The following is a 14,586-nucleotide window of genomic DNA, read 5'->3' as shown; positions in this document are numbered from 1 at the left end:
TAAAAAATTTTTATGATAATATCAGTTTAATGTGAAAAGGAGAGTATTATGGCAGATAAAATCGTTATAAGAGGAGCAAAAGAAAATAACCTTAAAAATATAAATTTGACTATTCCAAGGGATAAACTTATAGTTTTTACCGGACTTTCTGGTTCCGGAAAATCTTCCTTGGCTTTTGACACAATATATGCGGAGGGACAGAGGAGATATGTAGAGAGTTTATCCGCTTATGCAAGACAATTCCTTGGACAGACCAATAAACCGGACGTTGAGAGTATAGATGGTTTAAGTCCTTCTATTTCAATAGACCAAAAGACTACGAACAGGAATCCCCGTTCCACCGTCGGTACTGTTACCGAGATTTACGATTACTTTAGGCTTTTGTATGCGAGGATAGGCGTACCATATTGTCCGAAATGTGGCAAAAAGATTGAAAGCCAAAGTATTGATACCATTATAAAGGATATATTGTCATTTGAAGAAGGAACGAAAATTCAAATTCTTGCTCCTGTTGTCAGAGGAGAAAAGGGGACTCATAAAAATTTAATTGAGCATCTTAAAAAGGACGGTTATTTACGAGCTTTTATAGATGGAGAATTAATTGATTTTGATGATTCTATTAAACTTTCCAAAAATAAAAAGCATACCATTAACGTTGTAATAGACAGATTAAAAGTAAGAGAAGGTATCAAAACAAGGCTTACAGATTCTGTTGAAACGGCTTTAAAACTTACGGATGGTTTGGTGATTTGTAAATTTAACGACGAAGATAAGCTTTATTCCGAAAAATTTGCCTGTATGGACTGTGGAATAGCAATGGATAAGCCTGAACCACGTAACTTTTCCTTTAATGCTCCTTTTGGGATGTGTATGGAATGTAACGGCATAGGTTATCACCAAAAAATTGATCCCGATTTGGTAATTCCTAATAAGGATATTTCAATCAACCAAGGCGCATTATCCAATTTTGTCAGCGGGGATGACGGGACTTATTATTCCGTTATAATAAAAACATTGGTGGAAAAATATAATTTTTCAATGGACAAGCCTTTAAAAGAAGCAAGCGAAAATTTTATGAATGCTCTTTTATATGGAGATGAGGGAAAAATAAAAATAGGTTTTAATTCTCACTTTGGAGGATACCGAGAAAGAGAAGTTTCATTTGAAGGAATAATCAATAATATTGAAAGAAGATATTTTGAAAGCAGCAGTGAATATATAAAAGCGAAATTCGGTAAGTTTTTGTCGAGCATTACCTGTAATGCATGTAAAGGGAAAAGGCTTAACCCCAATTCTCTTTCAGTAAAAATAAACGGACTGAATATTATTGAACTGACAGAAATGTCGGTAAAGGACTGTAAAAATTTTATAGATAATCTTAAGCTCACAAAAAATGAAGCAAAAATAGCAGAGCTTATTTTGAAAGAAATAAAATCAAGGCTTGGATTTTTAAATGATGTCGGACTGGATTATCTGACTCTAGACAGAGCCGCTTCGACTCTTTCGGGCGGAGAAAGCCAAAGAATAAGGCTTGCAACGCAAATAGGTTCTAAGCTATCGGGGGTATTGTATGTTTTGGATGAGCCAAGTATAGGTCTGCATCAAAAAGATAATTCCAAACTTCTTAAAACACTCCGTGATTTGACCGATATAGGCAATACGGTAATAGTAGTGGAACATGATGAAGATACAATGAGAGAATCCGATTATATTGTGGATATTGGTCCGGGAGCGGGTATTCACGGGGGTGAAGTTGTTGCCAGCGGGACTTTGGAAGAGATAATAGATAACAAAGCTTCAATTACCGCAGATTATCTTTCTGGAAGGAAGAAAATAGAAGTTCCTAAGGTAAGACAAGAAGGAAACGGACAATTTCTTGAAGTTATAGGTGCTGAGGAAAATAACCTTAAGAATATAGATGTTAAGATTGAGTTAGGTAAGATGACATGCGTTACAGGTGTATCTGGTTCAGGAAAAAGTACTCTTGTAAATGAAATTCTATTTAAATCATTGAGAAAACATATTTTAGGCTCTTTGGAAAGACCCGGTAAGCATAAGGAAATAAAAGGCGCTGAGTATTTGGATAAAATCATCGATATTGATCAATCTCCTATAGGGCGTACTCCAAGGTCAAATCCTGCAACTTATACGGGAATGTTTGATATGATACGAGATGTTTTTGCTACGACGAATGAAGCAAAAATGAGAGGATATAAAAAAGGAAGGTTCAGCTTTAATGTTAAAGGCGGAAGATGTGAGAATTGTAAGGGAGACGGTATAATAAAAATAGAAATGCATTTCCTCCCGGATGTTTACGTTCCCTGCGAAGTTTGCGGGGGAAAAAGGTATAATGAAGAAACTCTTCAAATTAAATATAAAGGTAAAAATATTTCGGAAGTACTGGATATGAGTGTTGAGGAGGCTTTGACGTTCTTTGAGAATATACCTTCAATCAAATCTAAGGTTCAGACTTTGTATGATGTAGGGCTTGGTTATATTAAGCTTGGACAACCTTCTACCACTTTATCCGGAGGAGAGGCTCAAAGAATAAAACTTGCCACTTATTTGTCTAAAAGACAAACAGGAAAGACCTTGTATATCCTGGATGAACCGACAACCGGACTTCATATGGAAGACGTAAAAAAACTTCTTGATGTTTTATATAAACTCAGGGAAGGCGGTAATACGATTTTAATTATAGAACATAATCTTGATGTTATAAAATGTGCCGATTATATAATTGATTTAGGACCTGACGGTGGTGATAAAGGCGGAAGAATTATTGCTACGGGAACTCCAGAGGAAGTTGCAAAAGTAAAAAACAGTTATACCGGGCAGTATCTTAAAGATATGTTGAAAAATTGATAATATATGTTTAACCGAGGGTTTATTCCTCGGTTTTATTTTTTAGGTAATATAAATTTATTTAGTCGGGCTAATAGGTTAAAATGTTTTTAGGTTAAATTTTTATTTGATTTTTTTATTGTAAATATAAACTTATAAATAGTATAATTAAATACATAAATACATTATAAGTGTTAATGATAATGCCCAAATGGCAAAAAATTTAATTCTAAATATTTAAATTATATTTTAAGATGTTATATTTTAATGTTTATTTTATAAGTAATATTATAAGGAGAAAAAGATGAAAGCAACAATAATGTGCATAGGTGATGAAGTTTTATGCGGAGATGTCCTCAATTCCAATGGAACATTCTTTGCAAAAGAGCTTACGGAAATAGGTATTGAAGTAGTAAAGCATGTAGTGGTAAGCGATGATGAAGATATGGTTGAGGGGGCGTTTTATGATGCCGTAAAAATAAGTGATCTTATTATTACGACAGGAGGACTCGGTCCTACTTTGGACGATATGACTAAAGAAGCTATTGCTAAAGTAACAAACAGACCCTTGGAAGAAAACGAAGAAGCAAGAAAACATGTTGAAGATTATTTTATAAGAAAAGGTAAAGATTATGTTTTAACTCCTAATAATTACAGACAGGCTCTATTCCCAAGAGGCGCAAAGATACTCGATAATGACAGAGGAACTGCTCCCGGAGCTTTGCTTGAGATTGATGATAAAATGATAGTCATGCTTCCTGGTCCTCCAAGAGAAAATACTAATATGTACTATAAACATATTAAAGAGTATTTAATGAATAAGTTAAATAAATTTTTTGCGGTAAAGGACTATATGACTTCCGGTATAGGAGAATCGGAAATAGAATATAAATTAAGAGATTTGCTTCCGGACATTGAAGGTGTGAATGTAAATACTTATTTTAATGACAGCGGTGTTAAAGTTAAAGCTGTATCAAAGGCTGACAATTTGAAGCATGCCGTTGAAAATCTGGATAAAGTTGACGATATAATAACGAATAACTTCAGTGAATATATATATTCAGTAAAAGGTGAAACCCTGCCGGAAAAATTAGTTGATGTATTAAAAATCAAAGGGCTTACATTCTCTTGTGCCGAGTCTTGTACAGGTGGACTTCTTGCCAGTTATTTGACGGAAATTGCCGGTGTAAGTGATGTATTTATGGGTAGTGCCGTTACATATACAAATGATATTAAACATTCTCTTTTGGGAGTAAGTAAAGAAACTCTTAAAAAATACGGTGCAGTCAGTTCTGAATGTGTTGAAGAAATGGCGTTGGGATGTGCAGAGCGTTTTGATACCGATGTTGCCATATCCATAAGCGGCATAGCAGGGCCTTCCGGAGGAACCGATACAAAACCCGTCGGAACAGTATATATGGGTTTTTATTATAAGGGAAAAGTTACAAGTAAGCTTTATAATATAACAGGCGAAAGAAAAAGAGTTCAAATGAGAAGTGCATATTATGCTATAAATAATATGTTAAAAATAATGAAATAACGGTTGACTAATTTATAAAGTAAATGTATAATACTATACAAGAACAAATGTTTGAAAGGACACTATATAATGAATCCAGATAAAGAAAAAGCGTTAGAGCTTGCAATGAGAAATATAGAGAGTAATTTCGGTAAAGGAGCTGTTATGAAGCTCGGAGATAAACCGACAGTGACTATTGATGCAATTTCAACCTCATCAATTTCATTGGATGCTGCTCTTGGGGTTGGGGGGCTTCCAAGAGGTAGAATTATCGAAGTTTACGGACCTGAATCGTCAGGTAAAACCACCGTTGCACTGCATGTTGTGGCGGAGGCTCAAAAAGCGGGTGGAGTTGCTGCGTTTATAGATGCAGAGCATGCTCTTGATCCTGTATATGCAGAAGCTCTGGGAGTTAATATAGATGAGCTTATTGTTTCTCAACCTGACACGGGAGAACAAGCTCTTGAAATAACAGAAGCTCTTGTAAGAAGTTCGGCAATTGATGTTGTGGTTGTCGACTCTGTTGCGGCACTTGTTCCTAAGGCTGAAATTGAAGGAGATATGGGGGATAGTCATGTGGGGCTTCAAGCAAGACTTATGTCACAGGCTTTAAGAAAGCTTGCCGGAGCGATAAACAAATCAAATACTACCGCTATATTTATAAATCAGCTTAGGGAAAAAGTTGGGGTAATGTTCGGAAATCCAGAGGTAACACCCGGAGGAAGAGCTTTAAAGTTTTATTCTTCGGTTAGACTTGAAGTAAGAAGAATAGATTCCATAAAGAGCGGACAGGATATTATAGGTAACAGAACAAAAGTTAAAGTCGTTAAAAATAAAGTTGCACCGCCATTTAAAGTTGCGGAATTTGATATTATGTACGGTAAAGGAATATCAAGAGAAGGTGATATTGTCGATATGGCTGCCAAATACGGTATTATCAAAAAAGCCGGAGCATGGTATTCTTATAATGACGAGAAAATAGGACAAGGAAGAGACAGAGCAAAACAGTTCTTGGCCGATAATCCCGAAACTGCTAAGATTATTGAAAATCTTGTGCTTGATGAAGTATTGGGAAGAGTTCATGAAGATGAAGATACAAATGATATAACTGAATAATTAAATAAAAAAGAACAGCTTTTGCTGTTCTTTTTTATTTATTCATATTTTATTAGAGGTATAAAGTTTTACGAGAATGACATATTTATTATACGGTCAAAATAAATAATTAATGACAAGGTTTATATATAGTGATAAAATATAATTAATTAAAATAAAGTGAGGTACGAATCAGTGAGAAAAGTAATGTTATATGAACCGGGAGATTTGCGAATTGTAGAATGCGAAAAACCAAAACCTAAAAAAGGTGAAGTTTTAATAAAAAATATGGTTTCTCTTACATGTGGCTCTGATGTAAAGAGTTATATAAGAGGATATGCGAAGCATACACCTCCTTACAATATAGGACATGAAGCAAGCGGAATCGTTGACAGTGTAGGAGAAGGAGTGAGTAAATTTAAAGTAGGTGACAGAGTAGTTGCGCATAATTCTGCACCATGTAATGAATGTTATTACTGTAAAAAAGGTATACATTCGATGTGTGAAAATTTAATCAGTAATAATTTAAAGAACGGTGCCTTCAGTGAATATCAGCTTATTCCTGCAAAAATCGTGGAACAAAATATGTTTAAAATACCGGAAGATATGAGTTTTAAGCAAGCTGCGTTGTTAGAACCATTTGCCTGCGCCGTATACGGGGTATCTCAGGTTCCCGTTGAACAGGGGGATTATGTTGTTGTAAACGGATGCGGTCCGTCAGGGCTGATGTTTATAAAGCTTCTTTATCTTAAAGGAGCAAGAGTTATCGCTTGTGATAAAAGTAAAGTCAGATTAGATGCGGCAAAGAAACTCGGGGCATATGATGTTGTGAATATAGAAGAAGTTGAAAACCAAGTTGAGGCAGTTAAAGCACTAACCCCTGAAAACAGAGGCGTTGACTGTGCTGTTGAAGCTGCCGGAAGTGTAAAGGTTTGGGAAATGTCAATAAACATGGTTCGACCGGGAGGATTTGCTCTTTTGTATGGAGGAACGAAAGCGGGCGAAGAGTTGGTTGTGGATACGAAATTGCTTCATTATTCACAAATTACAATAAAAGGACTGTATCATACTACTCCTTTTTATGTTAATCAAGCTTTTGAGCTTTTAAAAATGAAAGTGATTGATGAAAAAGATTTTCTTTATAATGAATATAAACTTGAAAATGTAAAGGAAGCGTTGATGAATCATCATGAAGGAAATGTAATTAAAAACTTTATTACATATTGATTTACAATATAAAAAATATATAAAACATGATTGTATATAAAGTAAATACGGTTGTATTGTTTACTTTACATAAAGTTTTGTTATATAATAAATAAAAATATTTTATAAGGACATAAAATGGAAAACGTTGTAAAAGCAAAAAAAATAGTAATTAAAATAGGTACGTCTACCCTTACTCATAAAACGGGAAATATAAATATAAGAAGAGTTGAGCACCTTGTTAAAGTGATTTCGGATCTTAAAAATTCAGGTAAAGATATTATTTTGGTATCATCTGGTGCTGTAGGCGTAGGGATGGGAAAACTCGGCCTTAATAAAAAGCCTGGGGATATAGCTCAAAGACAGGCACTAGCGGCAATAGGACAATGTGAGCTTATGTATTTATATGACAAATTGTTTTCGGAGTATAATCATAATGTTGCGCAGGTTCTCTTGACTAATGATGTTATAGGTGAAGACGGAGATGTTTGTAATATATACAACACTTTTGAAAAGTTGTTAAAGTATAATGTTATTCCTATCGTAAATGAGAATGATACAGTAAGTACCGAAGAGCTTGAATTTGGGGATAATGACACTTTATCTGCAATTGTAAGTTCTTTAATAGATGCCGATTTGTTGGTTATACTAACGGATATAGACGGTTTGTATACGGATAATCCGAAGAAAAATAAGAGTGCAAAGCGTATAGAAGTAATTGAAGAGATTACTGACGATATAGTGAACTGTTGTAAAGATGCTGTAAATGATCTTGGAACAGGGGGAATGATTACAAAAATAAAAGCAGGTAAGATTGCTTTTGAAAATAATTTTGATATGGTGATTCTATCTTCTGAAAATCCCAATGATTTATATAGTTTGTTTGACGGAGATAATAAGGGAACTTTATTTAAAGTGAGGTAAAATAAAAATGTTCAGTATTACAAGTTTGGGTAAAAAAGCTAAAATAGCAAGTCGAAGTATAAGCGATTTGAATACAAACAAAAAGAACGAAGGCTTATTAAGTATTAAAGACGAGCTGATTTTACATTCAAAAGAAATTATAAAGGCCAATAGGGAAGATATTGAAAATGCAAAAATCAATGGAATGAAAGAGTCTATGATAGACAGATTGCTTATTGATGAACAAAGAATTCAAAATATTGCAAATTCAATAGATAAAGTAATTAACCTTAAGGATCCTGTGGGGATAATATCAGGGGGCTCGAAAAGACCGAACGGTATGGAGATTGTTATTAAGAGAGTTCCTTACGGAGTTATCGGCATTATATTCGAATCCAGACCGAATGTTACAGTGGATGCAGGATGTTTATGTTTAAAGTCGGGGAACGCATGTATATTAAGAGGCGGCAAAGAAGCAATTAATACAAATACAAAGCTTGTAGAGATTATGAGAGGTGCTCTTAAGAAAGTAGGAATAAATCATGATGCGATACAACTGGTTTCTGACACTGACAGAAAATATGTTTCTCAAATGGCAAAGCTTACGGAATATATAGATGTTTTGATACCGAGAGGAAGTGCCGGACTTATTAAATCTATAAAAGATATCGCAACGGTTCCTTTTATCGAAACCGGAGCCGGGAATTGCCATATATATATAGATGAATATGCAAGAGATGATATGGCTGTAAATTTAACCGACAATGGAAAAACGCAAAGACCAAGCGTTTGCAATTCTCTCGAAACACTTCTTATTCATGAGAAAAAGGCTGATGAACTGCTTCCTTTAATATATAACAAATTGAAGGAGCATAATGTTGAGTTCAGAGGAGATGAAAAGACCGTCAAGATTCTTGGCAAAAGAGCTAAAAAAGCTTCGGAAGATGATTATAAAACAGAATATAATGATTATATTATTGCGGTTAAGGTTGTTGAAAACATAGAAGAGGCAATCAATCATATAAATAAGTATTCTACGAAACATTCTGAGTGCATTGTTACCGATAATATAGAAAATATGAATCTTTTTACATCTAAAGTTGACAGTGCGTGTGTATATGTAAATGTATCGACTAGATTTACCGACGGTGAAGAGTTTGGTTTTGGAAGCGAAATAGGTATTGCCACTCAGCGAACTTTACCGAGAGGTCCGATGGGGTTAAATGAATTGACCACGATAAAATATGTTATAACTGGTAACGGACAAATAAGAGAATAAAAAACAGCGTTAAAGCTGTTTTTTTATTACAGTTATTTTAAGTGTTTTTAAAGGTAACATTCGATTGTTCTAAGAATATGAGAGAATTCTTAGAAATGAATAAATATTAATAATAATTAATAAATATATATTTTTTTATAATAATATTTACAAAAGTCTTTTAAAATGTCTGAAAATTTAGTATAATATTATGAATATAATGGAAGAGTGGAGGCTAATATGAGAAAATTTAAAAGAGTTTTAATAGCGAACCGTGGTGAGATTGCCATTAGAATTATAAGAGCCGTACAAGAGCTTGGTATGAAAGCTATTTGTATTTATTGTGAAGAAGATAAATTGTCTTTGTTCAGAAATAAAGCTGATGAAGCTTATTTGATTAAAGGTACAAATTCACCTACGGATGCATATTTAAATATAGAAGCGATAATAGAGCTTGCAAAAGCAAAGAATATTGATGCAATACATCCCGGATATGGTTTTTTGTCTGAAAATCCAATTTTTGCCGCAGAGTGCGAAAAAGCCGGTATTAAATTTATAGGTCCCAATTCAAAAGTTATAGAACTGCTCGGTAACAAAGTAAACGCAAAAAATGCTGCGATAGAAGCAGGGGTAAGTGTACTTGACGGTGTAAAGGTGGATAACGTAGAGGAAGCAAAAGAAATAAGCGGAAAAATCGGATATCCCGTTATTATAAAAGCCAGCGCAGGCGGCGGCGGCAGAGGTATGAGAGTATGCGAAAGAGAAGAAGATTTAAAAGGTCAGTTTGAATCTGCCGTAAGAGAAGCAAAAAAAGCATTTAACAACGGGGAAGTGTTTATCGAAAAATATGTCCGCTCTCCAAGACATGTTGAGGCACAGATATTAGCGGATGAATATGGTCATATTGTACATTTATATGAAAGAGATTGTTCCATTCAGAGAAGACACCAAAAAATAATTGAGTTTTCACCTTCTCAGTCAATAACCGAAGAGACCAGAAAAGCGATATGTGAAGAGTCTGTAAACTTGGCAAAACATGTAGGATATACCAATGCTGGAACGGTTGAATTCTTGGTTGATGAAAATGAAAAACATTATTTTATGGAAGTAAATCCGAGAATTCAGGTTGAACATACCGTTACGGAACTTGTAACAAACGTAGATTTGGTTCAGGCTCAAATATTAATTGCTCAAGGATATAAACTTTCTGACAGTGAGATAAATATTAAGTCTCAAGACGATATAAAGATGAGCGGTGCTGCGATAGAGTGTAGGGTTACTACCGAAAATGTACTTAATAACTTTATGCCGGATACCGGAAAAATAAGTGTATATAAAACTGGTGCAGGTCCTGGGGTAAGATTGGATGGAGGCAATGGGTTTGCCGGTTCTGAAATAACACCTTATTTTGACAGTCTTCTTGTTAAGACAACCACATACGCAAGAGATTTTGACAAAGCAAGAAAAAAAATGATAAGAACTTTAAAAGAACATGAGATAGAAGGAGTTTCAACAAATAAAGATTTCCTTATAAATGTTCTTGAACATCCGGATTTTAAAAAAGGTATTTGCAATACAAACTTTATAGAAGATCATCCGGAATTATTCAACATTAAGGAATTCGACAATAAGCTTGCGAATATACTTACATATATTTCTGAAGTAACGTTAAAGAACGGAAGCAAAGATAAAGAAATAATACCGAAGATTGAAGTACCTATTTATAAAGATGTTCCTAAATTAACGGGTACAAAGCAAATATTGGATGAAAAAGGTCCTGAGGGACTCGTTCAATGGATAAAAGATGAAAAGCAACTTTTATTTATGGATACTACTATGCGTGATGCTCAGCAATCTCTTTTTGCAACGAGAATGAGGACAAATGATTTCCTTAAAATTGCAGAAAGCGTCAGCAGATATGAAAAAGATGTGTATGCCCTTGAGCTTTGGGGAGGGGCTACATTTGACACATCGTATCGTTTCTTGAAAGAATCGCCATGGTCAAGGCTTGAACTTTTAAGAGAGATGATTCCAAATATTTTATTCCAAATGCTTCTTAGAGGTTCAAATGCAGTAGGATACAAAAATTATCCTGATAATGTAATAAAAGCATTTATCAAGCAAAGTGCAAAAAGCGGAGTTGATATTTTCAGAATCTTTGATTCTCTAAACTGGCTTGATCAAATTAAACCTTCTGTTGAGGAAGTTTTAAAACTCGGTAAAGTTGCAGAAGTTGCAATTTGTTATACCGGCGATATTTTGGATAAAACTAAAACAAAATATACACTTGATTATTATGTGAAAAAGGCAAAAGAAGTTGAGGCTATGGGGGCTCATATTCTTGCCATTAAAGATATGTCGGGCCTTTTGAAACCTGCTGCTGCAATGAGACTTGTAAAAGCATTAAAAGATGAAGTGAAAATGCCTATACATTTCCATACTCATGATACTGCGGGTAACGGTGTATCAAGTATGTTAATGGCAAGTGCCGCAGGAGTTGATATTGTAAGTGGTGCAGTATCTTTAATGAGTGGTACTACCTCGCAGCCATCTCTTGATTCTATTGCGGCTGCTCTTGAAAACACTCCTAGAGAAAGTAAGATTAATCTTGACGAAATACAAATCGTAAATGATTATTATGAAAAGGTAAGGAAATATTATACCGGCTTTGAATCGGGACTTAAAACAGGAACGACACAAATCTATAAGTATGAAGTGCCGGGTGGTCAATACAGCAACCTTAAATCACAGGTAGAAAGTTTTGGTTTAGGACACAGGTTTACAGATGTTCTTGATAAATACAAACAGGCGAACGAGCTTTTGGGCGATATAATAAAAGTTACGCCGACTTCAAAAGTTGTAGGCGATTTTGCTATATTCATGCTTCAAAATGACTTGGATAAAGAAAATATATACGAAAAAGGAAAAGATTTAGCGTTCCCTGACAGTGTGGTAGATTTCTTTAAGGGAATGATAGGTCAGCCTGAGTGGGGCTTTGATGAAAAATTAAGAGAAGTTGTTCTTAAAGGTGCTGACTTTATTACCGAAAGACCTGGTTTACTTCTTCCTGACGAAGACTTTGATAAAATAAGAAAAGAATTCAAAGAAGAATTTAATATGGATTTGAATGACAAACAGGTACTTTCTGCTGCTTTATATCCTAAAGTATATAAGGATTATCTGAAATTTAAAGAAACTTACGGAGATCTTACATATATGCCTACGGATGCATTCTTTACCGGACTTGCTAAAGGTGAAGAAACAGAGGTATTCTTCGGAGAGGGTAAAAGCCATGTTATAAAACTTGTAAGAATAGGAAATACCCATCCTGACGGTAAGAGACGTATGGTTTATGAAGTGGATGGATTTAGAAGAGCTTTATATATTACCGATCCAAATTTTGTTATAAATCAAACTACGGACCAAGTTGTCGAAATGGCAAATCCGAAGAATGAGAAACACATAGGTTCTCCTATACCCGGATCTGTTATAAAGGTGAACGTGGCAATTGGTGAAGAAGTAAAGAAAAATCAAGCTGTTTGTGTTGTAGAGGCTATGAAGATGGAAACAGAAGTGGTTTGTCCTTGTGACGGAGTTATAAAAGATGTATTGGTTCAGGAACTTGACAGTGTAAAAGCAGGTCAGCTATTGATTGAACTTGAATAAATTAAATTAAAAAGGTCATAAAGTTAATTCTTTATGACCTTTTATAATGCAATTAACGGAATTTTAACGTTGCCTTAAACAAATCCTTGTCAATGTTTATATTAAATTCTATATTCATTAAATCTGTGAAGCTTTGAACGATTGAAAGTCCTAAACCGAATCCATCCAAATCCCTTGCCTTATCCGCACGTGCAAATCTTCGTAAAATCTCCTCACTTGTGAAGTTCATTTCATAATTTGATATGTTTGTTATGGCAATTGTAGGAGTATTTTCCTTAACTTCAAGATCAATATATATTCTTGTTCCTTTAAGAGAGTACTTAACGGCATTTTGAATTAAGTTTTCCAAAACCCTTCCAAGTCTTTCTCCGTCTGAATAAACGAATATATCATCTTTGGCGTTCATTCTTATTTCAAGGTTGTTTTCTTCAATACTGTCAGTAAATTCGCTCACACTTTGATTTAATATACTTTTTAAATTTATATTGTCGTTTTTGAGCTCTATATTTCCGCTTGCGGCTTTTGATATTTCGAATATATCTTCTACGAGTTTTTTCAGTTTCTGCGATTTTATGTCAAGTATATCTAAATACTCTTTGGCTTTATTAGGCTTTATATTTTCCCTTTTCATTAAATCCACATAGTTTATGATTGATGTGAGAGGGGTTTTTAAATCGTGAGATACATTTGTAATAAGCTCACTTTTCATTTTTTCACTTTTTACCTGTTCTTCGACTGTTTCTTTTATATGTTCATTTAAAGTATTGAGATTGTATTCAATTTCTTTGTAATAACTGTTTTCACTTAGATGGATTTCATTTTTAAATTCGCCTTTACCAAGTGCCAGCGTATAATTATAAACATCATCGATGTCTTTTATGCTTTTTATTGAGTAAGTGTACAATTTGAATATTGAATAGAACAGATACGCGATATCAATAAGCCATAAAGCTGTTATAAATTCGCCGAAAGAAGCCAATCCTGTAGCCAACAGGAATAATAAAAACAAGGCAATGCCTCCGGATATTACGCATTTTGTTATTGTAAAGACTATTCTTGACTGTACTTTTTTGCTAAATTCTGCCATAACTTGATTGTTTTGATAAAGTTCGTGTATTTTTTTGTAAATACTTGATTTCAGTAGGTTGTCGTTATCGAACTTAATCGCACAATAAAGGCAGAATATAAATATTCCTCCGACAATCATCCACTTTGGTGAGAAGATATTATTATATATGAGTAATATTGCAAGTATTTTTATTTCTATAAAAATACTATTAAATACCTCAGCGATTAGCTTACAACTTTCTTCTATTCCAAATTTATTTTTTAATAATTTTAATAAATAAATTAACAATGTTAGCAGTAATATAATACCTATGACCGAAAATCTTGCAGTGTTTTTGAAATACTCCGAGTTGTCTTTGAAATATCCGCTTTCACTGAATTCATTATTTACTGACATCATTACAGTCGGCTCTTTTAAATAATTTCTTAGATATGAATTTTCATTGTTTTCCATATCAAAATTATTTGATAAATTGTATGAAACATTTAATAATTTTTTCTTATTGTTTACATATGTTTCCGTTAAATTATTTTTTGTTGAAATATAAGTAAATCCGTCTTTATTGTAGTTTTTCGCAAAGTCTTCAGCGCTTTTTATATTTACGTTTGTATATACTTCCCCCAGATTGTTGTCGACAACGAAATAAGATACTTCAGATCCGTAATTTGATATAATATCCAATTTTAAGCTTTCTCTTATATTTTGAGTTTGTTTTTTTATTACTTTTGTTAAATCTTTGTTTTTTACCCCTTCATCATGAGCATTGATGTAGGGTATATATAGAGAGTTGTTTATATATGCATGTATCTCATCCAATTTTTCCCCATAATCTGAAGATGTAAGATATCCTTCTTTGCTTAAGTTTTTATATGATTCGTTTTTTATAAAGTCGACAATATTGCCACAGGATAAAGTAAATGTAATCATAATAGCAATTATCAACAATATATGATAGGTTAAGTGTTTGTCATTTTTAATATTTTTCAATTTTGTATCCAATTCCCCATACCACCTTTAAATATTTTG

General features: G+C 33.7%; 8 protein-coding genes. 7 read left to right on the top strand and 1 reads right to left on the bottom strand.

Annotated elements, in window-relative coordinates:
- Nucleotides 1–48 precede the first annotated feature (48 nt).
- From uvrA to QZ357_RS07690, 7 genes are all read left to right on the top strand, one after another.
- Nucleotides 49–2,865 carry an excinuclease ABC subunit UvrA gene (gene uvrA, locus QZ357_RS07720; RefSeq protein ID WP_290774226.1) on the top strand — a complete coding sequence of 939 codons (2,817 nt, stop codon included), beginning with the start codon at nucleotides 49–51 and terminating at the stop codon, nucleotides 2,863–2,865.
- A 283-nt stretch (nucleotides 2,866–3,148) separates the two neighbouring features.
- Nucleotides 3,149–4,384, top strand: coding sequence for a competence/damage-inducible protein A (locus tag QZ357_RS07715; RefSeq protein ID WP_290774223.1), 1,236 nt, complete (start codon nucleotides 3,149–3,151; stop codon nucleotides 4,382–4,384).
- Nucleotides 4,385–4,453: 69 nt separating this feature from the next.
- Nucleotides 4,454–5,479, top strand: coding sequence for a recombinase RecA (gene recA / locus QZ357_RS07710; protein ID WP_290774221.1), 1,026 nt, complete (start codon nucleotides 4,454–4,456; stop codon nucleotides 5,477–5,479).
- A 174-nt stretch (nucleotides 5,480–5,653) separates the two neighbouring features.
- Nucleotides 5,654–6,685 (top strand): alcohol dehydrogenase catalytic domain-containing protein, encoded by a 1,032-nt coding sequence (locus tag QZ357_RS07705; RefSeq protein ID WP_366934140.1) that lies wholly within the window; start codon nucleotides 5,654–5,656, stop codon nucleotides 6,683–6,685.
- A gap of 117 nt (nucleotides 6,686–6,802) precedes the next feature.
- Nucleotides 6,803–7,588, top strand: a complete 786-nt coding sequence (gene proB / locus QZ357_RS07700) for a glutamate 5-kinase (RefSeq protein WP_290774218.1) — start codon at nucleotides 6,803–6,805, stop codon at nucleotides 7,586–7,588.
- A gap of 7 nt (nucleotides 7,589–7,595) precedes the next feature.
- Nucleotides 7,596–8,846: a glutamate-5-semialdehyde dehydrogenase gene (locus tag QZ357_RS07695; RefSeq protein WP_290774216.1), complete on the top strand. Its 1,251-nt coding sequence runs from the start codon at nucleotides 7,596–7,598 to the stop codon at nucleotides 8,844–8,846.
- Nucleotides 8,847–9,065: 219 nt separating this feature from the next.
- The gene (locus QZ357_RS07690) at nucleotides 9,066–12,491 is read left to right on the top strand and encodes a pyruvate carboxylase (RefSeq protein ID WP_290774214.1); all 3,426 of its coding nucleotides are present in this window, start codon (nucleotides 9,066–9,068) and stop codon (nucleotides 12,489–12,491) included.
- Between the two features lie 52 nt (nucleotides 12,492–12,543).
- Here the strand turns inward: QZ357_RS07690 and QZ357_RS07685 are convergent, their stop codons facing one another.
- Nucleotides 12,544–14,559 (bottom strand): HAMP domain-containing sensor histidine kinase, encoded by a 2,016-nt coding sequence (locus tag QZ357_RS07685; protein ID WP_290774212.1) that lies wholly within the window; start codon nucleotides 14,557–14,559, stop codon nucleotides 12,544–12,546.
- Nucleotides 14,560–14,586: the final 27 nt, after the last annotated feature.

Origin of the sequence: Anaerofustis sp. (assembly GCF_019420015.1) — a bacterium.
GTDB lineage: Bacteria > Bacillota > Clostridia > Eubacteriales > Anaerofustaceae > Anaerofustis.
This window is presented reverse-complemented; position numbering and strand designations above follow the sequence as displayed.